Consider the following 26,792-nt stretch of genomic DNA (forward strand, 5'->3'; position numbering starts at 1 on the left):
TAGGTGATTCCTGCCGTTCTGTCCGGCAATACGGGCTTCAGGCTAGCCCGTCCCGGTCGGATACGCCCCGGCGGAGGGTCCGGACGGACTGGCTCCGCTCCGCCGCGCCGGCCCGGGTACGCTGCCGTACTGCCGAAGCCGTGAGGTCGTCCGTACGAGAGGCAGCGCCACCTGTGACCGTACTTCCCCTGGCCAGCCGCGCCCGTAGGGCAGCGTTCGTGAGTGCGATGTGCGTGGGTGTGGTCGCGGCGGTCACGGGCCTGACCGGCTGCGGCGGCGGCGCCGCCGAGGACCCGGACGCGGGCACGAACGGCGTCGGGAAGCTCTCCGCGCCGAAGATCCAGCGCAAGTCGACCGCGGTGGCGGAGGCGGCGTCGGCGGTGCGGCTCTCCGGCACGGTGGTGAGCAAGGGGCACACCTACACCCTCGACATGCGCCTCAAGGGGGAGGGCGGCACCGGTTCCGTCACGTCCAAGGGGCAGACGTTCCAGCTGCTGCGGGTGGGCGAACAGCTGTTCCTGAAGGCCGACTCGCGGTTCTGGACCCATGACAGCGGCAAGGACGGCGGGGCACCCCGGAAGGCGGACGAGGCGGCGGCGGCCAAGCTCGACGGCAAGTACGTGAAGGTCCCCGCGGGCGACCCCGCCTACGAGCAGCTCAGCGGCTTCACGGACAAGGACGTGCTCCTGGACGGCATGCTCACCCTCCACGGCGCACTGGCCAAGGGCGAGCGGGGCAAGGCGGGCGGCGTACGCACCATCAAGATCACCGGCGACGAGGGCGCGGGCGGCACGCTGAGCGTCTCCCTGGACGGGAAGCCGTACCCCCTGCGCCTGGACCGCGGCGGCCACGCGGGCACGCTCGAACTCACCGACTGGAACAAGGACTTCCCCCTCCAGGAACCGGAGAAGACCGAGATGGTCGACTACGGCAAGCAGCTCCCGACGTCGTAGCCGGAAGCGGACCCCGGAGGGGGTCAGTTTCAGCGCCGCTTGCGTTTGAACAGCAGCCGGGGAAGCCCCGCGGGCACCGCCTGCCGCGTGGTGGCCTCCGTGGGCAGCGGAACCGCCGCGAGGGACCCCGAGGGCAGCTCCGTCACCGCCTCACGCGGAGCGAGCCGCACGACTCGGCACTCCGAGGCCCACCGCTCGGCCATCCGCTCGGCGTCGACCGCGTTGAGCCGTTTCCCCTTCAGCTCGGCGACCGCCGCCTCCCAGGCCTCGGAGCGGGCCGCCAGCTCCCGCACCTGCGCCGTCCAGGCGATGACCCGGCCGCCCTTGTCCTTGCTCCGTACGGTCACCTCGGCGAGCCCGCCGTCGACGAGCCCCGGCAGCGGCTGCTCGCCGGGCCCGTCCCCGACGAGGCAGGCGGCGCCCTCGTGCCAGACGTGCCAGAGCGCCCGCTCGGGCGATCCCTGGCCGCGCACCCAGATGAGGCCGGACTTCTTGGTGGCCTCCTCGACGAGGGCACGGCCGAGCAGCGGGTCAGCAGTCATGGCGGCAGCCTATCGGTGGGCGCTCACAGCCAGCCGTTGCGCTTGAGCGTCCGGTGGATCGCGAAGCAGACGCCGCCGATGAGAGCGAGCACCATCGGGTAGCCGAACCGCCAGTGCAGCTCGGGCATGTGGTCGAAGTTCATGCCGTAGACCCCGCAGACCGCCGTCGGTACGGCGATGATCGCCGCCCACGAGGTGATCTTGCGCATGTCCTCGTTCTGGGCGACGGCGGCCTGCGCGAGGTTGGCCTGGAGAATCGAGTTGAGCAGCTCGTCGAAGCCGACGACCTGCTCCTGGACGCGCGTCAGGTGGTCGGCGACGTCACGGAAGTACTTCTGGATGTCGGGGTCGATGAGCCGCATGGGCCGCTCACTGAGCAGCTGCATCGGGCGCAGTAGCGGCGCGACGGCCCGCTTGAACTCCAGGACCTCGCGCTTGAGCTGGTAGATGCGCCCGGCGTCGACACCGCGCGCGGTCCCCTTGCCCTTGCTCGGGGCGGAGAACACCTCGGTCTCGACCTCGTCGATGTCGTCCTGCATCGCGTCGGCGACCGCGAGGTAGCCGTCGACGACGTGGTCGGCGATGGTGTGCAGGACGGCGGAGGGGCCCTTGGCGAGCAGCTCCGGGTCCTCCTGGAGGCGGCGGCGCAGCGCGCGCAGCGAGCCGTGGCCGCCGTGCCGGACGGTGATGAAGAAGTCCCGGCCGGTGAAGCACATCACCTCGCCGGTCTCCACGACCTCGCTGGTGGCGGTGAGTTCCTCGTGCTCGACGTAGTGGATGGTCTTGAAGACGGTGAACAGCGTGTCGTCGTAGCGCTCCAGCTTGGGCCGCTGGTGCGCGTGGACGGCGTCCTCCACGGCGAGCGGGTGCAGCCCGAACTCGGCGGCGATACCGGCGAATTCGGCCTCGGTCGGCTCGTGCAGGCCGATCCAGGCGAAGCCGCCCTGGCGGCGGACCTCCAGCATCGCCTCGTGCGGGGTGAGGGTGTCGGCGCAGGTCACGCGCCGCCCGTCCTGGTAGACGGCGCAGTCGACGACGGCGGAGGCGGCCTCACGGGTCGCGTCGTAGGCGTACGCGGACGATGACGACGCCGTGGCGGAGTAGGGGGAGGCGCCGTCCTTGCGCAGGGAGGGGCGGACGGCGGCACGAAGGTCGCGGATCATCGACATGGGCAGGCTCCTTCGAGGGAGGCGGCCTACGACGGGTGGAACTGCCCGGAATGGGGACGTCCTGCTGCGGAATGTTTGGCACGTCCACAAAGCGGGGAGCACCGCACCGTCGCGGTGGCAGCTTCGCTACTGACACAGATCAGGGAACTCAGACAGATCAGGTGGAAACGAAGTGCTCTTCCGTCGCACCCGGCACGACGAGCGCATGCGGTGCATGCGGCGCGCGCCTGTGCTTGTGCAGCTACCGAGCTGCGTGATTCACCGGGCGGAAGAGCGGGTGGTACTGCACGGTCGACTTCGGTCCATTGCAGCCCCACCTCCTCCGGCCGGTCCCCCGTAAGGGAAGTCCCATGCGCCCTCTGCGCCCGTGGCGCAAAGTCAGTGTCTGTCCGCAGGGCTTGAAAGCGACGCTTCTGCGTGCTGCCCTGGGCCAGCGGCCAACACTATCAGCCGACCGCAGTGTCAAGTCCCCGCTTTGCCTTTCACTGACGAGTTCTATGCTCTCGTCGGCGAGTTCTATGCTCACGTCATGGCTGATCTTCTTGCGCTGGTCGAGGCCCGTCTCCGCACTGGCCTCGGAGAACCGGACGCGCGTGCCGCGGTGACCTTCCTCGGCACCGACCGGATCGAAGTGCTGCGGTTCACGGACGGCGACGTCGTGCGCTACGCCACACTCGGCATGTCCGGCCAGCCGATGACCGACCCGACGGCCGCTCTCGCCGACCCCGTCAAGGGTCCACGGGCCGAACTGGTGCTCTCCGTACGGGCGGGACTCGCCGACACGGACAAGGTGCTGCGGCCCTTGGCGGTGCTGGCGGCCTCGCCACAGGTCGAGGGTCTGGTCGTGGCGCCCGGCGCCTCGCTGGACGTGGGTGAGCCGCTGTGGCCGGGGGCGCCGTTCACCTCGGTCCTGGTCGCCGAGCCCGGCGGCCTCGTGGAGGACCTGGACCTGGACGCCCCGATGGACCCCGTACGGTTCCTGCCGCTGCTGCCGATGACGCCGAACGAGGCGGCCTGGAAGCGGGTGCACGGCGCCGCGGCCCTCCAGGAGCGCTGGCTGAACGGCGGGACGGACCTGCGCGATCCCCTGCGCACGTCCGTCTCCCTGGCCTGAACGACCGCACGCGCGGCCTCAGTCGGCGAAGACGCCGACGCCGTCCTCCGCGGCGTGCTTCGGCTCCAGCTCCTCGGCCTCGTGGGTGAGGGAGGCGCGGCGCACCAAGACCACGACCGCGCCGAGCACCGCGGTGACGGCCGCGACGACGAACGGGACATGGATGTCGCTCCACTCCTCGATCTTCGGCGCGAAGAAGGGCGCGGCGGCCGCGGCGAACCACCGGACGAAGTTGTAGCCGGCGCTGGCCACCGGTCGCGGCGCGTCGGAGACGCCGAGGGCCAGCTCGGTGTAGACGGTGTTGTTCACGCCGATGAAGGCGCCGGACAGGATCGTGCAGACGATGGCCGTGGTGTGGTTGCCGTACCCGAGCACCAGCACGTCCGCGGCGAGCAGCACCAGCGAGCCGCCGAGCACCTTCAGGGACCCGAACCGTTCCTGGAGCCGGGGCGCGACGAGCACCGAGAAGACCGCGAGCAGCACACCCCAGGCGAAGAAGACGGCGCCCGACTTGTACGGGGTCATGTCCAGCACGAACGGCGTGAACGCCAGCACGGTGAAGAACGTGTAGTTGTAGAAGAAGGCCGAGGCCGCCGCCGAGGCGAGCCCGCCGTGGCCGAGGGCCCTGAGCGGGTCGAGCAGCGACGTCTTCCGGGCGGGCTTCGGCTGTTCCTTCAGGAACGCGGTGATGCAGAGGAAGCCGATCGCCATCAGCACGGCGGTGCCGAAGAACGGGTAGCGCCAGCTGGCGTCGCCGAGCAGCGCGCCGACCAGGGGGCCGCAGGCCATGCCGAGGCCGAGCGCCGATTCGTACAGCAGGATCGCGGCCGCGCTGCCCCCGGCCGCCGCGCCGACGATGACGGCGAGGGCGGTCGAGACGAAGAGGGCGTTGCCGAGGCCCCAGCCCGCGCGGAACCCGACGAGTTCACCGACCGACCCAGACGTGCCGGACAGGCCCGCGAAGACCACGACGACCGCGAGGCCCAGGAGCAGTGTCTTCTTGCCGCCGATGCGGCTGGAGACGAAGCCGGTCACCAGCATGGCGAGGGCCGTGATCAGGAAGTACGAGGTGAAGAGGAGGGAGACCTGGCCCGCGCTCGCGTCCAGGCCCTCGGCGATGGAGGGCAGGATCGGGTCGACGAGCCCGATGCCCATGAAGGCGACGACGGAGGCGCCGGCCGTGGCCCACACCGCCTTCGGTTGCCGCAGGATGCCACCCGCCCCGGCGTCGAACGGGTCCCCTTCGGCGGGCCCTCCCGCGGGGCCTCCTGTCCTGCTGTCGTTCATGCGGCCGCTCCTTCGCAGACTTCGCTGGTGTATGCATATATTAAGTTAGAGAGGCTAAAGAGTGCAAGCTACATCTAAATTCCCCGGGTGATGGGGCCACCGGACGGGTGATCGTCCTTGACGGGGCGGCGACCGAAGAGGACCGTTGGTCGTTATGAGGGGCGAACCCAGTTGCCCGAAGTGTGGTGGCCGGGTCAGGGCTCCCGGTCTCTTTGCCGACTCCTGGCAGTGCGATGTGCACGGCACCGTGCATCCGCTGCAGCCCGTGATCCCGCCCAGCGTCGAGGCCCTCCAGGTCGTGGTGCACCGCGCGCAGGTCCCGGTGTGGATGCCGTGGCCCCTGCCGGTCGGCTGGCTGTTCACGGGTGTGGCGTGCGCGGGCGACGACAGGAGCGGCGGTCGCGCGACCGCGGTGGCCTGTTCGGGCCCCGCACCGCTCGGCGGCGTCGGCGAACTGGTCCTGGTCGCCGAAGAGCTGGGCGTAGGCCTCGGCGCGCGGTACGCGGGCATCGACGGCCCCGACCCCGGCCCCTACATGAGCGTGGATCAGCCGGCGCACGCCAAGGTCCACGCCGCCGGGCGGCCCACGCCGCTGTGGCACGTCTCGGGGACGCCGGACGACCGCGCCGTCTTCGCGGGCGAGGCGCGGGGTCTGTGGCTGTGGGCCATCGCGTGGCCCGAGCAGTCGGGACTGCTGATGTACGACGAACTGGTGCTCACCGACCTTCGGGACGCGGGCGCCGAGGTGGACCTGCTGCCGTGCGGGGCGCTCTCGCCGCGGCTGCTCACGCCGTGAGCGACGCCTCCTCCGGGCGGGCGGGGGGCTGTTCGATTCCCGTTATCCTTGAGCGTCCCCTTCGTCATCCGTGAGCGTCCCTTCGTCCGCCCCGTTCAGAGCCTGGAGTCAGCCGCGTGCGCATCGATCTGCACACTCACTCCACCGCCTCCGACGGCACGGACACCCCGGCCGAGCTGGTGCGGAACGCGTCGGCCGCCGGTCTCGACGTCGTCGCGCTGACCGACCACGACACGACACGCGGGTACGCCGAAGCGATCGCCGCGCTCCCCTCCGGACTGACGCTCGTCACGGGCGCCGAACTCTCCTGCCGCCTCGACGGCGTGGGGCTGCACATGCTGGCGTACCTCTTCGACCCCGAGGAGCCCGAGCTGGCCCGCGAGCGCGAGCTGGTGCGCGACGACCGGGTGCCGCGCGCCAAGACGATGATCGGCAAGCTCCAGGGGCTCGGCGTGGACGTGACCTGGGAGCAGGTCGCGCGGATCGCCGGGGACGGCTCGGTCGGCCGCCCGCACATCGCCGAGGCGCTCGTCGAGCTGGGTGTCGTGCCCACCGTCTCCGACGCCTTCACGCCCGAGTGGCTCGCCGACGGCGGCCGCGCGTACGCCGAGAAGCACGAGCTGGACCCCTTCGACGCGATCCGCCTGGTCAAGGCGGCCGGCGGCGTCACCGTCTTCGCGCACCCCGCCGCCGCCAAGCGCGGCCGGCTGGTGCCCGAGAACGCGATGGCGGAGCTCGCCGCCGCCGGGCTCGACGGCATCGAGGCCGACCACATGGACCACGCGCCCGAGACGCGCGCCCGGCTGCACGGTCTCGCCGCGGACCTCGGCCTGCTGGTCACCGGCTCCAGCGACTACCACGGCAGCCGCAAGACCTGCGTGCTCGGCGAGTTCACCACCGACCCCGAGATCTACGGGGAGATCACGCGCCGGGCCACCGGGGCGTTCCCCGTGCCCGGGGCGGGCGGAAGCGGCAGCGCGAGCCCGGCCGCGTAACGCCCTCGCGCCGACGCGCACCCCTTCCTCGCCTTTCGCTCCACTGTTCCCTCGTTCCGGGCCGGTGGCGGCCGTGCCCTGCGCGCGGTGGCCGCCGGTGCGGCTCCTTCGTACGACTCTCTGCAAGGCCATCACTGTGTTCGACGTCGCCGTCTTCGGCTCCCTCTTCCTCACCCTCTTCGTGATCATGGACCCGCCCGGGATCACGCCGATCTTCCTCGGTCTCACCGCGGGCCGGCCCGCCAAGGTGCAGCAGCGGATGGCCTTCCAGGCCGTCTGCGTCGCCTTCGGCGTGATCGCCGTCTTCGGTCTCGTGGGCCATCAGATCCTCGACTACCTCCACGTGTCCGTCCCCGCGCTGATGATCGCGGGCGGCCTTCTGCTGCTGCTCATCGCGCTCGACCTGCTCACCGGCAAGACGGACGAGCCGAAGCAGACCAAGGACGTCAACGTCGCGCTGGTCCCGCTCGGCATGCCGCTGCTGGCCGGGCCCGGCGCGATCGTCTCGGTGATCCTCGCCGTCCAGGACGCCGACAGCGTCGGCACGCAGATCTCCGTGTGGTCGGCGATCGTGGCGATGCACGTGGTGCTGTGGCTGGTGATGCGGTACTCGCTGCTGATCATCCGCGTCATCAAGGACGGCGGCGTGGTGCTCGTGACGCGGCTCGCGGGCATGATGCTCTCCGCGATCGCGGTCCAGCAGATCATCAACGGCGTGCTGCAGGTGATCGAGGGGGCCTGAGGTCCCCGGGTTCCCGCACTTCCGGGTGCGGTGCCGCGCGCGGACGCACGAAGGGCCCCGTACGGCTTTCGTACGGGGCCCTGCGACGTCTGCGCTATGAGGCCGAGGAGTCGGCCGGTCGGATGTAGATGCGCTGGCCTATCGCTGCGGCCTGCTGCACGATCCGATTGACGGAGGCGGCGTCCACGACGGTGCTGTCCACGGCGTTGCCGTCGACGTCATCGAGTCGCATGATTTCGAAGCGCATGAGGCTTCTCCCTTCGTCTGGTCATCCTCCTGAAGGAGAACTACTGAAGATGGCCAGGCTGTTTCCCGGCCATGAAGTGTCGGTTGCGTGGCTCCTGTGCCCCGCGTTCCTGATGGGTACAACGAGTTGCCCCCTGCAAACATTCCCTACGCTAAGGAAATTTTTCGAGTACCTAATTACTGGGCGGTAGCGGCACCGGTTGTGTTCGCTGTGTGACCAGCGGGAGACTGGGACCCCTATGAACAACGCCGACGAAGACGGCGCCGCCGACCACGGTGTCGCCGCCCACATCAGCGCTCAGCTGGAGCGCGCCAACGGGCTGCTGGAGCGCGTGCTCGCGGAGGTGGCGAAGACCCCGTCCACCCACGCGATCTTCGTCGACGCCGGGTACCTGTACGCGGCCGCGGGACGGCTCGCCGCGGGCACCGAGGACCGGCGGTCCTTCGACCTCGACGCCGAGGGCCTCATCGAGGCGCTCATCGACAAGGCCCGCACGATCTTCGCGGACAGCCGGCTGCTGCGCGTCTACTGGTACGACGGGGCCAGGCGCCGCATCCACACCACCGAGCAGCAGTCGATCGCCGAGCTGCCCGACGTGAAGGTCAGGCTCGGCAACCTCAACGCCAACAACCAGCAGAAGGGTGTCGACTCCCTCATCCGCAGCGACCTGGAGTCACTGGCCCGGCACCGCGCCATCAGCGACGCGGCGCTCATCGGCGGCGACGAGGACCTGGTCTCGGCGGTCGAGGCGGCGCAGGGGTACGGCGCGCGGGTGCACCTGTGGGGCATCGAGGCACCCGACGGCCGCAACCAGGCGGAGCCGCTGCTGTGGGAGGTCGACAGCCAGCGCACCTTCGACCTCGACTTCTTCAAGCCGTACGTGTCCCGGCGCGCCGCCACCACGGCGTACGAGGCGGGGCCCGACGCGCAGCGCCCCACCCGCGAGGACGTCCGCTTCGTCGGCGCCCAGATCGCCGCGAAGTGGCTCGCGGCGCGGGGGCGGGAGGCGCTGGTGGGGCTGCTGCCCGGGCACCCCTACCTGCCCGGGTCGGTGGACCAGGAACTGCTGGTGGAGGCCGAGCGGATGCTCCAGTACTCGCTGCGGGGCCAGTCCGATCTGCGCAGGGCGCTGCGGGACGGCTTCTGGGACCACCTGCGGACGCAGTACTGAACCTCAGCCGTCCCGGCGTCCGCCGAGACCGTCCCAGAAGCCGGCCAGGGCGGCGGCCGTCTCCTTCGGGCGGTCCGTGTTGGGGGAGTGCTCGGCGCCGTCGATCACCGTGCGGTGGGCGCGCAGGCGGCGTGCCATGTCGTCCAGGAGCGGCACCGGCCAGGTGTCGTCGCGCTCGCCCGAGACGACGTGCTTGGGCAGCGCGGTGGCGGCGAGTTCCGCCACGCGGTCCGGCTCCGCGGAGAGCTGCCCGCCGGTCGCGATGAGCTGAGCGGGGTTGTGCCGCAGCCAGCGGGTGCGCAGGGCCGCGCTGTCGTCGCCGCCGTCCGCGCGGGCGCCGCCGGTGTCGGTGTCTTCCGGGGGCGGCGGCTCCATGGCCTGCATGGCCTGCCACACCTCCTCCATCGACAGCACCGCGAGGGCGTCCGCCAGCATCTTGGCGCGGGCCTGCTGGGACGGGGTGATGGCGGCGGGGCCCGAGGACATCAGCGTGAGCGAGGCGAAGGCCGCGGGGTCCAGGAGCACGGCGGCGCGGGCGATCTGGCCGCCGAGGGAGTGGCCGACGAGGTGCGGCAGTGCCGGCTCCGCCAGGGCCGCCGTCTGCGCCAGTACGTCGCGGGCCAACTCCGCCTGGGCGTACGCCGCTTGGTCGTCCGGGCCCGGCGACTCGTACTGGCCCCTGCCGTCCACGGCCACGGCGCGGTAGCCGGCGGTGGCCAGGGGTTCCAGGAGGGCGATGAAGTCCTCCTTGCTGCCGGTGAAGCCGGGGAGCAGGAGGGCGGTTCCGCGGACCCGGGTGCCCTCGGGCGGCAGCGCGTCGAGTACGGCGAAGTCGCCGCGGGCGGTGTGGAGCACGCGGGCGGTCGCGCACGGGGGCGGCGTGAAGGTGGGAGGCCTGCTCATGAGGCGAGGCTAACGGGTTCTGGCCGGTGGGCCTTGCGCGGGTTCTCGGGCCCGGTTCGGCGGTGCCCGGGGTCTCGGTGGCCGTTTCCGCCGCCGCGCGGCGGGCTGCCCCACCGACCCGCCCGGCGCCCCGGAGGGGATGAGTGGGCGTGGCCCTGTTCTGCTTAGCGGCCGGATGGCCGTGCGGGCGGGTGCTCGGACACGCGCGAAGGCCCGCCCCTGGCGCGGGGCGGGCCTTCAGTGGTGCGGGAAGGGCGGAGGGTCAGCTCTCCGTGGCCTGCGCGGGCTCCGCCTTCTTGCGCGTACGGCGGCGCGGGGCCGCGACAGGCGCCTCGGCCTCGGCCACGTCCGCGACCGGCGCGGCGGCGGCCTTGCGCGTACGGCGCTTCGGCTCCTCCGTCGACTGCGCGGGGATCTCGGCCTCGGCGGTCTTGCGGGTGCGGCGCTTGGGCTTTTCCTCGGCGGGGGCTTCGGCGTCGGCCACGGGCTCGGCAGCCTTGCGGGTGCGGCGCTTGGGCTTCACCTCGGCCGGGGCTTCGGCGTCGGCCACGGGCTCGGCGGCCTTGCGGGCGCGGCGCTTGGGCTTCTCCTCGACCGGGGCTTCGGCGTCGGTCACCGGCTCGGCGGCCTTGCGCGTGCGGCGCTTGGGCTTCTCCTCGGCGGGGGCTTCGGCGTCGGCCACGGGCTCGGCGGCCTTGCGGGTACGTCGCTTCGGCTTTTCCTCGGCGGGGGCCTCAGTGGCGGCGTCGGTCACCGGTTCGGCGGCCTTGCGCGTACGCCGCTTCGGCTTTTCCTCGGCGGGGGCCTCAGTGGCGGCGTCGGTCACCGGTTCGGCGGCCTTGCGGGTACGCCGCTTCGGCTTTTCCTCGGCGGGGGCCTCAGCGGCGGCTTCGGTCACCGGTTCGGCAGCCTTGCGCGTACGCCGCTTCGGCTTCTCCTCGGCGGGGGCCTCAGCGGCAGCTTCGGTCACCGTCTCCGCGGCCTTGCGCGTACGCCGCTTCGGCTTCTCGGCGGCGGGCGCTTCGGCGGCGGCCACCGGTTCCGCGGCCGGGGCCTGCGGTTCCGTGGCCGTCGGCTCGGTGGCGGTCACCGCTTCGGCGGTGGCGCCACCACGCGTGCGGCGGCGGCGACGCGGGGTGCGCGCCTCCGTCGGCTCGGCGGTCACCGGCGCGGTCTCCTCGACCACCGGCGCAGTGGCCGTGGCCACCGATGCCTGGGCCGCGGTGTCCAGGGGGGAACCGGCACGCGTGCGGCGACGGCGTCGCGGCGTACGCGCGGGGCGCTCCTGCTCGGCCGGTGCGGAGTCCGGACCCGAAGCGGAACGGGACCGGTCGCGGTCACGGCCACGATTGCGGTCGCCGTCACGCTCCTGCGAGCGGCCGCCGCGGCCGCCACGGCCACGCCCGCCGGTCTCGCCGAGGTCCTCGATCTCCTCCGCGCCCAGACCCGCACGGGTCCGCTCGGCACGCGGCAGCACACCCTTGGTGCCCGCCGGGATGTTCAGCTCCTCGTACAGGTGCGGGGAGCTGGAGTACGTCTCGACCGGGTCGTTGAAGCCCAGGTCCAGCGCCTTGTTGATCAGCTGCCAGCGCGGGATGTCGTCCCAGTCGACCAACGTGATCGCGATGCCCTTGGCGCCCGCGCGGCCGGTGCGGCCGATGCGGTGCAGGTACGTCTTCTCGTCCTCGGGCGACTGGTAGTTGATGACGTGTGTGACGCCACCGACGTCGATGCCGCGCGCGGCGACGTCCGTGCAGACGAGCACGTCCACCTTGCCGTTGCGGAACGCGCGCAGGGCCTGCTCGCGGGCGCCCTGGCCGAGGTCACCGTGGACGGCGCCCGAGGCGAACCCGCGCTTCTCCAGCTGCTCGGCGATGTCGGCGGCGGTCCGCTTCGTACGGCAGAAGATCATCGCGAGTCCGCGGCCCTCGGCCTGCAGGATGCGCGAGACCATCTCGGGCTTGTCCATGTTGTGCGCGCGGTACACGAACTGCTTCGTGTTGGCGACGGTCTGGCCCTCGTCGTCCGGCGCGGTGGCGCGGATGTGCGTGGGCTGCGACATGTAGCGGCGGGCGAGGCCGATGACCGCGCCCGGCATGGTCGCCGAGAACAGCATGGTCTGGCGCTTGGCCGGCAGCATGTTGATGATCTTCTCGACGTCGGGCAGGAAGCCCAGGTCGAGCATCTCGTCGGCCTCGTCGAGGACCAGGCACTTGACGTGCTTGAGGTCGAGCTTGCGCTGGCCCGCCAGGTCGAGCAGCCGGCCGGGGGTGCCGACGACGATGTCGATGCCCTTCTTGAGGGCCTCGACCTGCGGTTCGTAGGCACGGCCGCCGTATATGGCGAGGACGCGGACATTGCGCGCCTTACCGGCGGTCAGGAGGTCGTTCGTCACCTGCTGGCACAGCTCACGCGTGGGAACCACGATGAGGGCCTGCGGTGCCTCGGTCAGCTGCTCGGGCTTCGCGCGGCCCGCCTCGACGTCGGCGGGGACGATCACGCGCTCCAGGAGCGGGAGTCCGAAACCGAGCGTCTTGCCGGTGCCGGTCTTCGCCTGGCCGATGACGTCCTTGCCCGAAAGGGCGACGGGGAGCGTCATCTCCTGGATGGGGAAGGGGGTGATGATGCCGACGGCTTCAAGGGCTTCGGCTGTCTCGGGAAGAATCCCGAGCTCTCGGAAAGTCGTAGTCAGGGCTATGCCTCTTCTGTGAGACGCGGCGTGAGGCGAACGCTGGGGGTCGTGACCGTGCCACTACCGCCGGCTGCTGGGGGGCGGGCCGGGGGCGCGGGACCACTGCCTGCGCTCGAGCGCTCTTACCGCTGAGGTTCCCTCCTCATGCCGCACGCATCTGCGCGTACCGCCCGGAGGGCTGTCGGGTCGGAGCCGATCGGGCCACCGACCGGGCATCCTCATTCGTACGGCCCGTCGAATATTCGGCAGGCGCTTTACCACTGTACCCCGGAATCGCGCATGCGTGTCCGGCGAATTCGTCACATGGATGTTGTCACACTGACTGACCAGGGCCTTACGGCTTACGGCAGGCGGGCTATTGTGCGCTTCATGGAGACGCCTGACACCCCCGCCGAATCCGCCCCCGAGTCCCCCGCCGAAGTCACCGGAGTCGCCGCCCAGGACTGGGCGAAGGCTTCCGCCGAGCCCCACTACCGCGCCGCGGTCGTCGACCTGCTCGGCGCGCTCGCCTACGGGGAGCTGGCGGCGTTCGAGAGGCTCGCGGAGGACGCGAAGCTGGCGCCGACCCTCGGCGACAAGGCGGAGCTGGCGAAGATGGCGTCGGCGGAGTTCCACCATTTCGAGCAGTTGCGGGACCGGCTCTCGGCGATCGGCGCGGAGCCGACCGAGGCCATGGAGCCCTTTGTGGCGGCGCTGGACGGTTTCCACCGGCAGACCGCGCCATCCGACTGGCTGGAGGGCCTCGTCAAGGCGTACGTCGGGGACTCCATCGCCAGTGACTTCTACCGCGAGGTGGCGGCCCGGCTCGACGCCGACACGCGCGAGCTGGTCCTCGCCGTCCTCGACGACACCGGGCACGCGAGCTTCGCCGTGGAGAAGGTACGGGCGGCGATCGAGGCGGACCCGCGCGTCGGCGGCCGGCTCGCGCTGTGGGCACGGCGGCTGATGGGCGAGGCGCTCTCGCAGTCGCAGCGGGTGGTCGCGGACCGGGACGCGCTGTCGACCATGCTGGTCGGGGGTGTGGCCGACGGGTTCGACCTGGCCGAGGTCGGGCGGATGTTCTCCCGGATCACCGAGGCGCACACCAAGCGGATGGCCGCGTTGGGGCTGGCGGCCTGAGGCGCCATGCCGGGCAGTACCCCGCACTCCGTGCGGGGCGCTGCCGCGCGCTCCGGTCACGCCGTCGCTGAGCGGCGCATTCCGGATCGGGTCGGGCGCAGCAGCAGGGACAGCAGGGCCACCGAGACGGTGACCGCTCCCAGCATCACCGCGGGGGCATAGCCGGGGCCCAGTGCCATGTGAGTGATGAAGGCGCCGATGAGGGCGCCGGCGGGGCCCGTCGACAGGACGAGGCTGCGCGTGGGCAGCCGGTGTGCCAGCCGGTGGGCCGCGGCCCAGGCCAGCGCGAGGCCCAGCAAGGTGGAGCCGAGTGCTTCCAGAATCACGGTGGTGCCCTCCTTCGCGGCCAGGTGCAAATCGGTCGTAGCCGGTCTACCCCCGGCAGCCGGAACGCAACCCTCCATGATCCGGCGGCCCCGCTGTCACCCCCGCGCCACGCCCCTCCGTGGAGCACGCCAACGCACAAGTACGGCCCGGTGGTTGCGAGAACCACCGGGCCGTATCCGTATGCGCGTCATTCGTACGCGCGTCCTGAGCGGCGCGTACTACAGGGCGCTGAAGCCCACCTTGCGCGCCGTGGGCTCGCCGAGCTCCACGTACGCCAGGCGGTCGGCCGGAACCAGGACCTTGCGGCCGTGGTCGTCCACGAGGCTCAGCAGCGGCGACTTGCCGGTCAGCGCCTCGGACACCGCGTGCTCGATTTCCTCGGCGCTCTGGCCGCTCTCCAGCACGATCTCGCGGGGCGCGTACTGCACGCCGATCTTGACCTCCACGGCTTTGTCCCTCCGACGGTCAGTCTGTGCGCGGCCGTCCGCGCCGTACCCAGCACACATTAGCCCGGTGAGGGGACACGGACGGCCGCCGCCGTGCACGCCGGTAGCGAACACGGAACGGGAACAAAGGGACGAGAGGTCGGTCAGTGGCCCTCGGTGCCGTGCAGCGGGAAACCCGCGATGCCGCGCCAGGCGAGCGAGGTGAGCAGTTCCACCGCCTTGTCGCGCGGGACCGTGCTGCCGCTGGCCAGCCAGTAGCGGGCGACCACCTGTGAGTACCCGCCGAGACCCACGGCCAGCAGCATCGCCTCGTCGCGCGGCAGGCCGGTGTCCTCGGCGATGACCTCGCAGATCGCCTCCGCGCACTGGAGGGTGACGCGGTCCACGCGCTCGCGGACCGCGGCCTCGTTCGTCAGGTCCGACTCGAAGACCAGCCGGAAGGCGCCGCCCTCGTTCTCCACGTACGCGAAGTAGGCGTCCATCGTGGCCGCGACGCGCAGCTTGTTGTCCGTGGTGGACGCGAGAGCGGTACGCACCGACTGGAGCAGCGACTCGCAGTGCTGGTCGAGCAGGGCCAGGTAGAGGTCGAGCTTGCCGGGGAAGTGCTGGTAGAGCACCGGCTTGCTGACCCCGGCGCGCTCGGCGATGTCGTCCATCGCTGCCGCGTGGTAACCCTGTGCGACGAAAACTTCCTGGGCCGCGCCGAGAAGTTGATTGCGTCGGGCACGACGCGGCAGGCGTGTGCCCCGCGGGCGTGCCGCCTCTGTCTGCTCGATGGCTGTCACGCCGCCTCCCAAATCGTCCGATGTGCGGTGAGCGCCGCGCCGCCATCGTACTTTTCGGTAACAGCGATGTGTGCGGTGCGGGCGCAGAATTTCACGGACCGGACGCCGCGAAACCGCTTCGCGGCGGTGTGTAGCGGAGCAAACACGGTCAGGTCGTGCCCGGCCGTCGCTCCCGGGACGGCTCAGCGGTAGTCGTCCTCGTCGAGATCGACCACACGGGCCTGTTCGGCGAGGTCCGCCTCGCTGGCGGCGTTGGGATCGGCGTCCCGCAGTGAGTCGTCCCTGCTCGGGGTGAGATCGGCCTGCTGCTCGGCGGCGTCGGCCTCCGGGGCCTCCACGTCCGTCTCGGCCGTGCTCACGTCCTCGTCCGGCTCGAAGGTCTCGGGGTCGGTCGGGTCGACACTCATGTGTGGCTCTCTCTTCCCTTGCGGTACTGACGGCACTTCGTGGTGCGAGTGCCCTCTTCGCCCGCTTTCTATGAGCGTAGGAGAGTCCCGGATGTGGCGCTACGCGATCCGGGCGCGGCCCGCGGGCCATCTGTGACGGCGAACACGCGAGCCTGCGCGTGATCGTCTCGTAACATTGCCGCATGTCTTCGACCGAGCTGCCGAACCTGCTGGCCGCCACCGCCGCGCCCAAGCCCGGTGCCGTCGCGGTCGCGGAGGGTGAGCGGCTCGGCTCGGTCGGCCTGCCGGGGCTCACGCTGACCGTGCGCTCGCGGCCCTCGGTCCGCGCCGGACTCCCGCCCGCGCTGTTCGTGCACGGGCTCGGCGGCTCCTCCCAGAACTGGTCGGCCCTCATGCCGCTGCTCGAGGACGTCGTCGACTGCGAGGCCATCGACCTGCCGGGGTTCGGCGACTCGCCGCCACCGGACGACGGGAACTACTCGATCACCGGGCACGCCCGCGCGGTCATCCGCTACCTCGACGCCCGGGCCCGGGGCCCCGTCCACCTCGTCGGGAACTCGCTGGGCGGCGCCATCACCACGCGCGTCGCCGCGGTGCGGCCCGACCTCGTCCGCACGCTGACGCTGGTCTCGCCCGCCCTGCCCGAGCTGCGGGTGCAGCGCACGGCGGTGCCGACCGGACTGCTCGCGGTGCCGGGGGTCGCCGCGCTCTTCACGCGGCTCACCAGGGACTGGACCGCCGAGCAGCGGGTGCGGGGCGTCATGGGGCTCTGTTACGGCGACCCGGCCAAGGTCACGCCGGAAGGTTTCAGCGCGGCGGTCCGCGAGATGGAGCGCCGGCTTCAGCTCCCCTACTTCTGGGACGCGATGGCACGCTCGGCGCGCGGGGTCGTGGACGCGTACACACTGGGCGGACAGCACGGGCTCTGGCGGCAGGCCGAGCGGGTGCTCGCGCCGACCCTCCTGGTCTACGGCGCGCGCGACCTCCTCGTCTCGTACCGCATGGCGCACAAGGCGGCCGCGGCGTTCCGCGACTCGCGGCTGCTCACCCTGACCGAGGTGGGGCACGTGGCGATGATGGAGGACCCGCACAGCGTGGCCACGGCCTTCCGCGAACTGCTCCACGACGTGGGGGAGCTGGACGGGGTCCGGAGTGCCCGGGGGAGCCGCACCGCCGAGGCTGATGGTGCCTCCGGGGATGCCGGTGACACGCGTGACGCCCGTACGAGTGACGCCCGTACGGGTTCGGGGAGCTGAGGCGGCGCGTGGGACGACACAGCCGCCGAGGCCCGGCAGCCAACTCTGAGGACACGAACATCGCGGGTACTCCGCAGGCGCGGGGCGCCGAGGCGGGTGCGGGCGGTGCGCCCGGCGCGCAGCCGGGTGCTCGGTCCAGCGCGCAGTCGGGTGCTCGGTCCAACGCGCAGCCCGGCCCGGGCACAGGGCGTCGCAGGCGGCTGTCCCCGGGTGACGGCACTCCCGCTCACGGCACCCCGCAATCGGCGGAGTCCCCCGCCGACGCCCAGGTGCGCGGTGGGCACCCTGAGCAGCGCGAGCCCGGCGGTGGCTGGGGCGAGGCCGTCGCTGGCGGCGCGGGCTCGGGCGCCGGTGCCGGTCAGGGCGGGTTGCCGCGGCCGCCCCGCCGTCGGCGGGCGCGGTCAGGGCCCCGCCAGGACTACGTGGAGGCCTTCCCCGAGGGCGACCCGAAGGCTGCTGCCCCAGAGGCTGCCGACCCGAAGGCCGCCGCCCCGGAGCCTGCCGACCCCGAGGCTGCCGGGCCGGACGCTGCCGGTTCGAGCGCGCCGCTGCCGCCGTCCCCCGACCCGTACGCCTCGGTCACCGCATGGAACGACACCCCCGCGCCCCGGGCCGACGCCGCGGCCGACAGCGACAGCGGCGCCGAGCGAGATGCCGGGAAGGGCCGGCGGGCCCGCACGCTCACCGGCGTCGCGGCCGCCGCCGTGACCGTCGTGCTCGCGGTCGTCGTGGCGGGCCAGGTCACCGGCACCTCCGACGGCTCCGACGCCCGCCCCCAGGCCGCCCCCGGCGGTGGCGCGCGCGACACCGAGGACCCCGCCTCGCGCTCCGACGAGCGGCCGCCGCCGCCCAAGGGGCCCGTCAAGGGACCGGAAGCGGCCCCGGTGACGTACGAGCAGAAAATGGCCAGGAAATACCCGCTGGACGCCGAACTCACGGCATCCGGCGACTTCGAGGTCGTTCCCGGATTCGACAAGGCGCCCGGAAAGGGGCAGCTCTACCGTTATCGCGTCGACGTCGAGAGGGGGCTCGGTCTGGACGGCTCCCTCTTCGCGCAGGCCGTGCAGAAAACCCTGAACGACGACCGGAGTTGGGCCCACGACGGGGGCCGCGCCTTCGAGCGGATCTCGTCGGGAAAGCCCGATTTCGTCATCACGCTGGCGAGTCCCGGGACCACCGCGGCATGGTGCGCGAAATCCGGCCTCGACACGACCGAGGACAATGTCTCGTGCGATTCCGCCGCGACGGAACGCGTGATGATCAATGCTTTCCGGTGGGCGCAGGGCGCCAAGACCTATGGCGACGCGGTCAAGAAGAAGTACGGCAGCGCCATTTTCCCCTACCGCCAGATGCTGATCAACCACGAGGTCGGGCACCGGCTCGGTTTCAATCACACGGACTGCACGGAGGACGGCCAGCTCGCGCCGGTCATGCAGCAGCAGACCAAGTTCCTCAATCATGACGGGATCAAGTGCAAGGCCAACCCCTGGGCGTATCCCGAGGGTTGAGACATGGCGGGCGGGCCGGGGGCCGGTGACCGGTGAAGCGGCCGCTTTGACATCTGTCGGAAGTTCGTTCATATTTCTGCGCATGTCGAACCGTCACGCCCCTTCGAGCGCCGCCATCGAGCTGGCGCTTCTCGGCGTGACCGCGCTCTGCGTGGCCGACATCCACTGTTGCTGACGCCCGCCCCGGCGAGTGCGTCGCTTTTTCCCGCGGCTCCGTCGCGCTGAAGCGGTTCCCGCGGTCTCTTCCGCTCTGGTTCCGTCGCACGGCTCTGTGCCGCTTTTCTCTCCGCACCCTCCCCGGGGTCAGCTCTGCACCCTTCCCGCTGATCCGCCGCGTTCCCGCGGTGTTCCCCCGAGAGGTTCTCCCCGATGCGTCAAGCGTCCGCCATAGCCCGCCGCGTGGCAGCGGCATCCGTCAGCCTGGTCCTGGCCTCGGGCGCCGCCGCCTGCGCCGGCCCCAAGGGCAACGGCGCCGGGAGCGGCGGCGACGACGGCGAGCCGGTGAAGGGCGGCACGCTCACCGTCCTCAACCGCGACCCGCAGACCGACTTCGACCCCGCGCGGCTCTACACCTCCGGCGGCGGCAACATCCCCTCGCTCGTCTTCCGCACGCTGACCACCCGCAACCGCGAGGACGGGGCCAAGGGCGCCGAGGTCGTGCCGGACCTCGCCACCGACCTGGGCAGACCCAGCAAGAACGCCACGGTGTGGACGTACACCCTGAAGAAGGGGCTCAAGTACGAGGACGGCTCGCCGATCACCTCCACCGACGTGAAGTACGGCATCGAGCGCTCGTTCGCCGCCGAACTCAGCGGCGGCGCGCCCTACTTGCGGGACTGGCTGATCGGCGGGGACAAGTACCAGGGCCCCTACAAGGACAAGAGCGGCAAGGGGCTCACGTCCATCGAGACGCCGGACGAGCGGACCATCGTCTTCCATCTGAACAAGCCGGAGGGCGAGTTCCCCTACCTCGCCACCCAGACGCAGTTCACGCCCGTCCCCAAGAGCAAGGACAAGGGCACGAAATACGAGGAGCACCCGCTCTCCTCCGGGCCCTACAAGGTCGTGGCGAACGAGAACGACGGGGAACGGCTGCGGCTGGAGCGCAACCCGCACTGGTCCGCCGCCACCGACGCGGAGCGCAAGGCCTACCCGGACACCATCGACGTACGCTCCGGCCTCGACTCGTCCGTCATCAACCAGCGGCTCGCCGCGAGCCAGGGCGCCGACGCCGCCGCCGTCACCACCGACACCAACCTCGGCCCGGCCGAACTCGCCAAGGTCACCGGCGACAAGGAACTGGCCTCGCACGTCGGCACCGGCCACTTCGGGTACACGAACTACCTCGCCTTCAACCCCAAGGTGAAGCCCTTCGACGATCCCAAGGTGCGGCAGGCCATCTCGTACGCCGTGGACCGCTCCTCGGTGATCAACGCCGCCGGCGGCTCCTCGCTCGCCGAGCCCGCCACCACCTACCTGCCGAACCAGAAGTCCTTCGGCCACACGAAGTACGACCACTTCCCGGCGGGCCCGAACGGCAACCCGAAGAAGGCCCGCGAGCTGCTGAAGGAGGCCGGTCACCAGGACGGGCTGACCATCACGCTCACCCACTCCAACGCCAAGGACTTCGAGACGAGCCCCGAGATCGCGACCGCGATCCAGGACGCCCTGAAGAAGGCCGGCATCACCGTCAAGCTGGAGGGCCTGGAGGAGAACGACTACGCCGACAAGATCCACAGCGTCGAGGACGAGCCCGGCCTCTTCCTCTCCCACTGGGGCGCCGACTGGCCCTCCGGCGGACCCTTCCTCGCCCCGATCTTCGACGGCCGCCAGATCGTGGAGGACGGCGCCAACTTCAACACCGGCTTCCTCGACGACAAGGCCGTCAACGACGAGATCGACGAGATCAACAAGCTGACGGATCTCGACGCGGCCGCCGAGCGCTGGGGCGCCCTCGACAAGAAGATCGGCGAGAAGGCGCTGACCGTCCCGCTCTTCCACCCGGTCTACAAGCGGCTGTACGGCAAGGACGTCCGCAACATCGTCATCAGCGACTGGACCGGTGTCCTCGACGTCTCCCAGGTCGCGGTGAAGCAGTCGTGACGCTGTTCCGGCGGCGGTTGCGCGAGCAGCGCGCCGCCCTCGTCGCGGCGGGCGTCGTCGCGCTGCTCGTCCTCGTGGCGCTCGCCGCGCCGCTGCTCACGGCCCTGGAGGGGCAGGACCCCACCACGTACCACCCGGATCTGATCGACTCGGCGCGCGGTGGCGTGCCGGTCGGTCCGTTCGGCGGGATCAGCGGCGAGCACTGGCTCGGCGTCGAACCGCAGACCGGGCGGGATCTCTTCGCCCGTCTCGTGTACGGGGCGCGGGTCTCGCTCGGCGTCGCCCTCGCGGCGACCGTCGTCCAGGTGTTCATCGGAGTCGTGGTCGGCGTCGCGGCCGGCTTCGGCAACCGCTGGGTGGACCAGGTGCTCAGCCGCGCCACCGACGTCATCGTGGCGCTGCCGCTGATGGTCCTGGCGCTCGCGCTGATGGCCGTCGTGCCGAGCGGGTTCCCGCGGCCGGTGCTCGTCGCCCTGGTCATCGGGCTCGTCGCCTGGGGCAATGTGGCCAAGATCGTCCGCGCCCAGACGGTCACGCTCAAGGAACTCGACCATGTGGCCGCGGCACGGCTCAGCGGCTGGGGCTCCGTGCGGATCGCCCGCCGGGAACTGCTGCCCGCGCTCGCCGCGCCCGTCATCACCTACGCCGCGCTGCTCGTCCCCGCGAACATCACGGTCGAGGCCGCGCTCTCCTTCCTCGGCGTCGGCGTGAAGCCGCCGACGCCGTCGTGGGGGCAGATGCTCACCTCGGCGGACGTCTGGTACCAGGCGGCGCCGCAGTACCTGCTGTATCCGGCGGGCGCGCTGTTCGTGACCGTCCTCGCGCTCACCGTCCTCGGCGACGGGGTGCGTACGGCCCTCGACCCGCGGGCCGCCTCCCGGCTGCGGATCGGGACCGGGCGCGGACGGGAGGCCCACTCATGACGGGCCTCACAGGTCTCACGGGTCTCAGAGGCCTCAAGGGTCTCCCAGGGCTCACGGGTTTCCCGGGTCTCTCCGGCTTCCTGCTGCGGCGGCTCCTCGGCGCCCTCGTCACGCTCCTCGCCCTCTCCGTGATCATCTATGGGGTGTTCTACGCCGCCCCCGGCGACGTCGCCCAGATCACCTGCGGCCCGCGCTGCCCACCCGCCCAGGTCCAGCAGGTCGCCGGGCAACTGCGCCTCGACGACCCGCTGTACGTGCGCTACTGGGACTTCCTCCAGGGCCTCTTCGTCGGCCACGACTACTCCACCGGCACGGGCACCGAGCACTGCGCCGCACCCTGCCTCGGCCTCTCGTACCAGAGCGACCAGCAGGTCACCGCGCTGATCTGGGCGAAGCTGCCGGTCACGGCGTCGCTGGCGCTGGGTGCCATGGTGATGTGGCTGATCCTCGGCGTGGGCACCGGCGTGCTCTCCGCCTGGCGGCGCGGCCGGGTCAGCGAGCGCGTCCTGACCGCCCTCACCCTCGCGGGCACCGCCACACCCGTCTTCGTGATCGGCCTGCTGCTGATGATCCTGGTCTGCGGCACGCTCCAGTGGCTGCCCTTCCCGCAGTACGTGGCCTTCGGCGACGACCCGACGCAGTGGGCGTGGAACCTCCTGCTGCCCTGGCTCTCGCTCGCGCTCATCGAAGCCGCGAAGTACGCGCGGCTCACCCGCTCCTCGATGCTGGAGACCCTCGCCGACGACCATGTGCGGACCTTCCGCGCGTACGGCGTGGGGGAGCGGTCGATCATCGGCAGGCACGCGCTGCGGGGGGCCGTCGCGCCGGTCATCGCGCTGACCGCCAACGACGTCGGGTCGATGTTCGGCGGCGCCCTGCTCACCGAGACCCTGTTCGGCCTGCCCGGCGTCGGACGGGAACTCGTGCACGCGGTCAAGACCGTCGACCTGCCGGTGGTGGTCGGGATGGTCCTGGTCACCGGCTTCTTCGTGGTGCTCGCCAACGCCGTCGCGGACGTGCTGTACGCGGTGGCCGACCGAAGGGTGGTGCTGTCGTGAGTCTCGTCGACGTACGGGATCTGAGCGTGGAGTTCGCCTCCGGCGTCCGCGCCGTCGACGGGCTCTCCTTCACCCTGGAGGCGGGCGGCGCCCTCGCCCTCGTCGGTGAGTCGGGGTCCGGCAAGTCGACCGTGGCATCCGCGCTGCTCGGGCTCCACCGGGGCACCGGAGCGCGCGTCACCGGGTCCGTGCGGGTCGACGGCATCGACGTACAAGAGGCGTCCGAGGCCGAACTGCGGCGGCTACGGGGCGGGAAGGCCGCGATGGTCTTCCAGGACCCGCTCTCCTCCCTCGATCCGTACTACGCCGTGGGCGACCAGATCGCCGAGGTGTACCGCGTGCACACCGGGGCGTCCCGGCGGGCGGCACGCGCGCGTGCCGTGGACGTGCTCGACCGGGTGGGCATCCCCGACGCCGTACGCCGCTCGCGCTCGCGCCCGCACGAGTTCAGCGGCGGCATGCGCCAGCGGACGCTCATCGCCATGGCCCTGGCGTGCGAACCCGCGCTCCTGATCGCCGACGAGCCGACCACCGCGCTCGACGTCACCGTCCAGGCCCAGATCCTCGACCTGCTGCACACGCTGCGGGAGGAGACCGGCATGGCGCTGCTCCTGGTCACCCACGACGTGGGCGTCGCGGCGGAGAGCGCCGAGGAGGTCCTCGTCATGCGGGGCGGGCGCGCGGTGGAGCGGGGCGAGGTGCGGGACGTCCTCGCGGCGCCCCGGGAGGCGTACACGCGTGAACTCCTGGGCGCCGTGCCGCGGATCGACGCGCCGCTCCTGCCGCCCGCCAAGGAGGAGGCGGGGGAGGCCGATGTCGTGCTCGAAGCGGTCGGTCTGCGCCGGGAGTTCGGGCGCGGGAAGCGCGCCGTCACCGCCGTCGACGACGTCTCGCTCGCCGTCCGCCGCGGCGAGACCCTCGGCGTCGTGGGCGAGAGCGGCAGCGGCAAGACCACCCTGGGGCGCATGCTCGTGGGCCTGCTGGAGCCGAGCGCCGGACGGCTGCTGCACGAGGGCGCCGAGCGGCCCGGCGGCCGGGTGGACCCGAAGGTGCAGATGGTCTTCCAGGACCCCGTCTCCTCCCTCAACCCGCGCCGCTCGGTCGGCGAGTCGATCGCCGACCCGCTGCGCGCGCGGGGCGAGAGCGACACCTTCGTCCGCGGGCGTGTGCGCGAACTCCTGGGGCGCGTGGGGCTCGAACCGGCGCACTACGACCGCTATCCGCACGAGTTCAGCGGCGGACAGCGGCAGCGCGTCGGCATCGCGCGTGCGCTGGCCGCCGAGCCGCGGATCATCGTGTGCGACGAACCCGTGTCCGCGCTCGACGTGACGACACAGGCCCAAGTGATGGCGCTGCTCGCCGCGTTGCAGCGGGAGCTGGGCCTCACGCTCGTCTTCATCGCGCACGATCTCGCGGTCGTACGCCAGGTCAGTGACCGGGTCGCGGTGATGAGGCGGGGGCGGCTCGTCGAGTACGGAAGCGTGGACGAGGTCTACGGCTCGCCGCGCGCCCCGTACACGAGGCAGCTGCTGGCGGCCGTGCCGTCACTCGATCCGGCGGTGGCCGCGCGGCGCCGCACGGTCGCCGGGGAGCCCGCTGCGGTCTGACTCTCCGTAGCGGAAGAGGGGCCGTTGGACCCCATAGCGCGACGGAACGCCGCCGAAGCGAGAAAGTTACGGCCGTTCACCCCTTTTGGTGGCGCGATGGACAACCGTCCGTCGCGCCACCTGCATGACCGCATACGTTCGTCCCGCTGCGAGCCGCCGACCCAACGGCGGCTCCCCAAACGGGAGATCGGGGGTGCACTCGTGCGCGTTGCACTGCTTACGGAGGGTGGCTATCCGTATGTGAGGGGTGAGGGACGGCTCTGGTGCGACCGGCTCGTGCGCGGGCTCGGGCAGCACGAGTTCGACGTCTACGCGCTCAGCCGCGACCAGCGGCAGGAGGCCTTCGGCCGGCTCGACGTCCCGCCTCACGTCACGCGGGTGCGCACGGCCCCGCTGTGGCACGCCGACGACGCGGCGCTCTCGCACGCCGGACCGCGCGGAGGGCGCGGGCGCCGGGCCCGACGGCGGTTCGCTGAGTGCTTCGGTGAGCTGGCCGATGTCGTCTGCCGGGGTGGCGTCACTGGGCTCGGCAGCTCTTCGCGGTCCGGCGCGGCGGCCCTTCCGCGAAGCCTCGGCACCGGCCCGCAGGACCGCTCCGACGATGTGGCGGACCGTTTCGCCAACGCGCTGTACGGGCTCGCCGAACTCGCCCGCGACGAAGGCGGTCTGGCCGGCGCGCTGCGCTCCGAGACCGCCGTGCGCATCCTGGAGAGCGCCTGCCGCGCGCCGGGCGCGCAGCGGGCCGCCCACGGCGCGCGGGTGGCAGACCTGCTCGTCGCCGCGGGCCAGATGGAGCGGGCGCTGCGGCCGCTCTCCCTCGACTGGTACGACGACGACGGGCTCGGCGCGGTCGACCTGTGCCACGCCACCTCCGGGGGGCCCGCGGCGCTGACGGGGCTGCTCGCCGGGCACTTCGCGGGAGTGCCGCTCCTCGTGACCGAGTACGGCGTACACCTGCGCGCGCACCACCTCGCCGCGGGGGACAGGGAGCTGAGTGCGCCGGCGCGGGCGCTGCTCGCCTCCTTCCACGGCCGCCTCGCCGCCGAGGTGTACCACCGGGCCGCGCTGATCACCCCCGGCAACACCCACGCCCGCCGCTGGCAGGAGCGGTGCGGCGCCGACCGGGCCAAGCTGCGCACGGTCCACCCCGGCATGGACTCCGACCGCTTCGCGCGGATCGGCGAGAGGGGTTACGACGACGTGGCCCCCGACACGCTCCTGTGGGTGGGCCGCGTCGAGCCCGCCAAGGACCTGATCTCACTGCTCCACGCCTTCGCCGAGGTACGGGAGAAGCGGCCGGGGGCTCGCCTGCGGATCGTCGGGGCACCGGCGGAGGGGCGCGCGGCCGACGAGTACCTCGCGCAGTGCCGGGCGCTCGCCGCGCGGCTCTTCCCGGATGAGGCGCCGGGGGCGCACGCCGTCGGCGACAGCCCCGCCTCGGTGGGGGACAGCCCCGTCTCCTTCGAGGAGATCGGCGGACCCGAGGTGCCCGGGGTCGCCGAGGCGTACGCCGCGGGCGCAGTGGTGGTGCTCTCCAGCGTCGTCGAGGGCTTCCCGGTCAGCCTGGTGGAGGCCATGTTCTGCGGGCGGGCGACCGTCTCGACGGACGTCGGCGCGGTGGTGGAGGTCATCGGCGGCACGGGCCTCGTCGTGCCGCCGGGCAACCCGCGGGCGCTCGCGGAGGCGTGCGTGGCGCTGCTGCGCGACCCCGAGCGGTGCGCGCGCCTGGGCGCGGCGGCGCGGGCGCGGGCCCTCGAACTCTTCACCGTCGAGCAGAACATCGCGGCATTTCGCGGCATTTACCTGGAGATCGTCTCGCACTGCCCGGTGCGGCGGGAGGCGCTGGACGAGGCGGGCGAGCCAATGCCGTTCGCGCACCCGGCCGAGGCATACGTGCCGGGCCGGTGGGCGGCGGCGGGACAGGCGTCGACCACGGAGAGCGCGGGGGCGCCCAGCTGGGCCGCCCAGGAGCCGGAGGAGCGCGAGCAGTTGAAGGGAGCGGGCGTATGACGCGGCAGGAGAGCGTCGCGGAGGGGGGCGGTGCCCTGCCCGGGACGACGGCCGGTCTCCCGCAGGGCTCCCCCCGGACGCCCGCCACCCCCGACCCCGTGAAGGCCCTCATGCACCGCCATCGCGCACTGTGTGAGCGGGCGGTCGACCCCTTGGAGATCGCGGCGGGACTGGAGGCGCACGGCGTGACCGACCGGGCCGCCGCGCAATACCGGCACCGGGACGTGTTCGCCCTGGCCGAGGAGATGTACGCGCGCGTGCCGCGCGGCGACGACGACAGCGACGGTGGGCCGCACTTAGGCACCGCGGGGCGCGCGCACGCCGTGCCTGAAGTGGCGGCGCGGTGGGTTCTGTTCGTGTTGCTGCCTGGTGCTGTGTGCGCGGCGGTTGTGGCTGGGCTGGGGGTGGTCTCCGGGGGCGTGCGGTTCGTGGTGGTTCTCGGCGGGGTGGTTGCCGTGGCTGTGGCGTTGTGGATCGCCCTGGGGAAGGGGTCACTGCGCGCCGCCACTCGCCCGACGTCTGGCGGAGACCGCGCGCACGCCGTGCCTGAAGCGTCCGCCCGTTGGGCTCTGTTCGCGTTGCTGCCCGGTGCTGTGTGTGCGGCGGTTGTGGCTGGGCTGGGGGTGGTCTCC

Annotated in this window: 25 protein-coding genes; 15 read left to right on the forward strand and 10 right to left on the reverse strand. The window is 72.0% G+C overall.

The window, feature by feature from the left end; all coding sequences use genetic code 11:
* The first annotated feature begins 227 nt into the window (after positions 1-227).
* The gene (locus J2N69_RS24375; RefSeq protein WP_230904853.1) at positions 228-953 is read left to right on the forward strand and encodes a hypothetical protein; all 726 of its coding nucleotides are present in this window, start codon (positions 228-230) and stop codon (positions 951-953) included.
* A gap of 29 nt (positions 954-982) precedes the next feature.
* On the opposite strand, the gene J2N69_RS24380 is transcribed toward J2N69_RS24375, so the two are convergent.
* On the reverse strand, positions 983-1,495 hold the full coding sequence (locus tag J2N69_RS24380; RefSeq protein WP_230902633.1) for a hypothetical protein: 513 nt from the start codon (positions 1,493-1,495) through the stop codon (positions 983-985).
* Between the two features lie 23 nt (positions 1,496-1,518).
* A complete protein-coding gene (locus tag J2N69_RS24385; RefSeq protein ID WP_127912413.1) occupies positions 1,519-2,664 on the reverse strand; it encodes a magnesium and cobalt transport protein CorA in 1,146 nt (381 codons plus the stop codon).
* 529 nt (positions 2,665-3,193) lie between these two features.
* Here J2N69_RS24385 and J2N69_RS24390 point away from each other — a divergent pair.
* Complete coding sequence (locus tag J2N69_RS24390) at positions 3,194-3,778, forward strand: suppressor of fused domain protein (protein ID WP_127912412.1); 585 nt, start codon at positions 3,194-3,196, stop codon at positions 3,776-3,778.
* A gap of 18 nt (positions 3,779-3,796) precedes the next feature.
* Here the strand turns inward: J2N69_RS24390 and J2N69_RS24395 are convergent, their stop codons facing one another.
* A complete protein-coding gene (locus tag J2N69_RS24395) occupies positions 3,797-5,065 on the reverse strand; it encodes an MFS transporter (protein WP_230902634.1) in 1,269 nt (422 codons plus the stop codon).
* Between the two features lie 154 nt (positions 5,066-5,219).
* On the opposite strand from J2N69_RS24395, the gene J2N69_RS24400 reads away from it, so the two are divergent.
* From J2N69_RS24400 to J2N69_RS24410, 3 genes are all read left to right on the forward strand, one after another.
* Positions 5,220-5,861, forward strand: coding sequence for a DUF6758 family protein (locus tag J2N69_RS24400; protein WP_127912410.1), 642 nt, complete (start codon positions 5,220-5,222; stop codon positions 5,859-5,861).
* A gap of 116 nt (positions 5,862-5,977) precedes the next feature.
* Positions 5,978-6,856, forward strand: coding sequence for a PHP domain-containing protein (locus J2N69_RS24405; RefSeq protein ID WP_230902635.1), 879 nt, complete (start codon positions 5,978-5,980; stop codon positions 6,854-6,856).
* Between the two features lie 136 nt (positions 6,857-6,992).
* Positions 6,993-7,598 carry a MarC family protein gene (locus J2N69_RS24410; RefSeq protein ID WP_230904854.1) on the forward strand — a complete coding sequence of 202 codons (606 nt, stop codon included), beginning with the start codon at positions 6,993-6,995 and terminating at the stop codon, positions 7,596-7,598.
* A 94-nt stretch (positions 7,599-7,692) separates the two neighbouring features.
* Here the strand turns inward: J2N69_RS24410 and J2N69_RS24415 are convergent, their stop codons facing one another.
* Positions 7,693-7,845: a hypothetical protein gene (locus J2N69_RS24415; RefSeq protein WP_164551819.1), complete on the reverse strand. Its 153-nt coding sequence runs from the start codon at positions 7,843-7,845 to the stop codon at positions 7,693-7,695.
* Between the two features lie 238 nt (positions 7,846-8,083).
* Between J2N69_RS24415 and J2N69_RS24420 the strand changes: the two genes are divergently transcribed.
* Complete coding sequence (locus J2N69_RS24420) at positions 8,084-9,016, forward strand: NYN domain-containing protein (protein WP_230902636.1); 933 nt, start codon at positions 8,084-8,086, stop codon at positions 9,014-9,016.
* Positions 9,017-9,019: 3 nt separating this feature from the next.
* Here J2N69_RS24420 and J2N69_RS24425 read toward each other — a convergent pair whose 3' ends face one another.
* Positions 9,020-9,919 carry an alpha/beta fold hydrolase gene (locus tag J2N69_RS24425; protein ID WP_230902637.1) on the reverse strand — a complete coding sequence of 300 codons (900 nt, stop codon included), beginning with the start codon at positions 9,917-9,919 and terminating at the stop codon, positions 9,020-9,022.
* A 262-nt stretch (positions 9,920-10,181) separates the two neighbouring features.
* Entirely contained in the window at positions 10,182-12,518 is a 2,337-nt protein-coding gene (locus tag J2N69_RS24430) for a DEAD/DEAH box helicase (protein ID WP_230902638.1), read from the reverse strand.
* Between the two features lie 453 nt (positions 12,519-12,971).
* Between J2N69_RS24430 and J2N69_RS24435 the strand changes: the two genes are divergently transcribed.
* The gene (locus J2N69_RS24435; protein WP_230902639.1) at positions 12,972-13,730 is read left to right on the forward strand and encodes a ferritin-like fold-containing protein; all 759 of its coding nucleotides are present in this window, start codon (positions 12,972-12,974) and stop codon (positions 13,728-13,730) included.
* Positions 13,731-13,786: 56 nt separating this feature from the next.
* On the opposite strand, the gene J2N69_RS24440 is transcribed toward J2N69_RS24435, so the two are convergent.
* From J2N69_RS24440 to J2N69_RS24455, 4 genes are all read right to left on the reverse strand, one after another.
* Positions 13,787-14,056 carry a hypothetical protein gene (locus tag J2N69_RS24440; protein WP_230902640.1) on the reverse strand — a complete coding sequence of 90 codons (270 nt, stop codon included), beginning with the start codon at positions 14,054-14,056 and terminating at the stop codon, positions 13,787-13,789.
* A 219-nt stretch (positions 14,057-14,275) separates the two neighbouring features.
* Complete coding sequence (locus J2N69_RS24445; protein ID WP_194138286.1) at positions 14,276-14,503, reverse strand: DUF3107 domain-containing protein; 228 nt, start codon at positions 14,501-14,503, stop codon at positions 14,276-14,278.
* A gap of 143 nt (positions 14,504-14,646) precedes the next feature.
* On the reverse strand, positions 14,647-15,288 hold the full coding sequence (locus J2N69_RS24450; RefSeq protein WP_205040194.1) for a TetR/AcrR family transcriptional regulator: 642 nt from the start codon (positions 15,286-15,288) through the stop codon (positions 14,647-14,649).
* Positions 15,289-15,470: 182 nt separating this feature from the next.
* Entirely contained in the window at positions 15,471-15,695 is a 225-nt protein-coding gene (locus tag J2N69_RS24455; protein WP_230902641.1) for a hypothetical protein, read from the reverse strand.
* A gap of 182 nt (positions 15,696-15,877) precedes the next feature.
* On the opposite strand from J2N69_RS24455, the gene J2N69_RS24460 reads away from it, so the two are divergent.
* The 8 genes from J2N69_RS24460 (at position 15,878) to J2N69_RS24490 (ending at position 26,160) form a co-directional block, all read left to right on the forward strand.
* Positions 15,878-16,951 carry an alpha/beta fold hydrolase gene (locus tag J2N69_RS24460; RefSeq protein WP_230902642.1) on the forward strand — a complete coding sequence of 358 codons (1,074 nt, stop codon included), beginning with the start codon at positions 15,878-15,880 and terminating at the stop codon, positions 16,949-16,951.
* An 8-nt stretch (positions 16,952-16,959) separates the two neighbouring features.
* Entirely contained in the window at positions 16,960-18,459 is a 1,500-nt protein-coding gene (locus tag J2N69_RS24465; protein ID WP_230902643.1) for a DUF3152 domain-containing protein, read from the forward strand.
* Positions 18,460-18,541: 82 nt separating this feature from the next.
* Positions 18,542-18,634: an Ms4533A family Cys-rich leader peptide gene (locus J2N69_RS36540; RefSeq protein ID WP_317850838.1), complete on the forward strand. Its 93-nt coding sequence runs from the start codon at positions 18,542-18,544 to the stop codon at positions 18,632-18,634.
* 194 nt (positions 18,635-18,828) lie between these two features.
* Positions 18,829-20,562, forward strand: a complete 1,734-nt coding sequence (locus J2N69_RS24470) for an ABC transporter substrate-binding protein (protein WP_230902644.1) — start codon at positions 18,829-18,831, stop codon at positions 20,560-20,562.
* Entirely contained in the window at positions 20,559-21,485 is a 927-nt protein-coding gene (locus J2N69_RS24475; protein WP_230902645.1) for an ABC transporter permease, read from the forward strand. Before J2N69_RS24470 ends, J2N69_RS24475 begins: the two co-directional genes overlap by 4 nt.
* Complete coding sequence (locus tag J2N69_RS24480; RefSeq protein ID WP_230902646.1) at positions 21,482-22,543, forward strand: ABC transporter permease; 1,062 nt, start codon at positions 21,482-21,484, stop codon at positions 22,541-22,543. Before J2N69_RS24475 ends, J2N69_RS24480 begins: the two co-directional genes overlap by 4 nt.
* On the forward strand, positions 22,540-24,150 hold the full coding sequence (locus tag J2N69_RS24485; RefSeq protein WP_230902647.1) for a dipeptide ABC transporter ATP-binding protein: 1,611 nt from the start codon (positions 22,540-22,542) through the stop codon (positions 24,148-24,150). The genes J2N69_RS24480 and J2N69_RS24485 overlap by 4 nt, the downstream gene beginning before the upstream one ends.
* A 201-nt stretch (positions 24,151-24,351) precedes the next feature.
* On the forward strand, positions 24,352-26,160 hold the full coding sequence (locus J2N69_RS24490; protein WP_230902648.1) for a DUF3492 domain-containing protein: 1,809 nt from the start codon (positions 24,352-24,354) through the stop codon (positions 26,158-26,160).
* Positions 26,161-26,792: the final 632 nt, after the last annotated feature.

Origin of the sequence: Streptomyces huasconensis (assembly GCF_021028635.1) — a bacterium.
Classification (GTDB): Bacteria; Actinomycetota; Actinomycetes; order Streptomycetales; family Streptomycetaceae; genus Streptomyces; species Streptomyces huasconensis.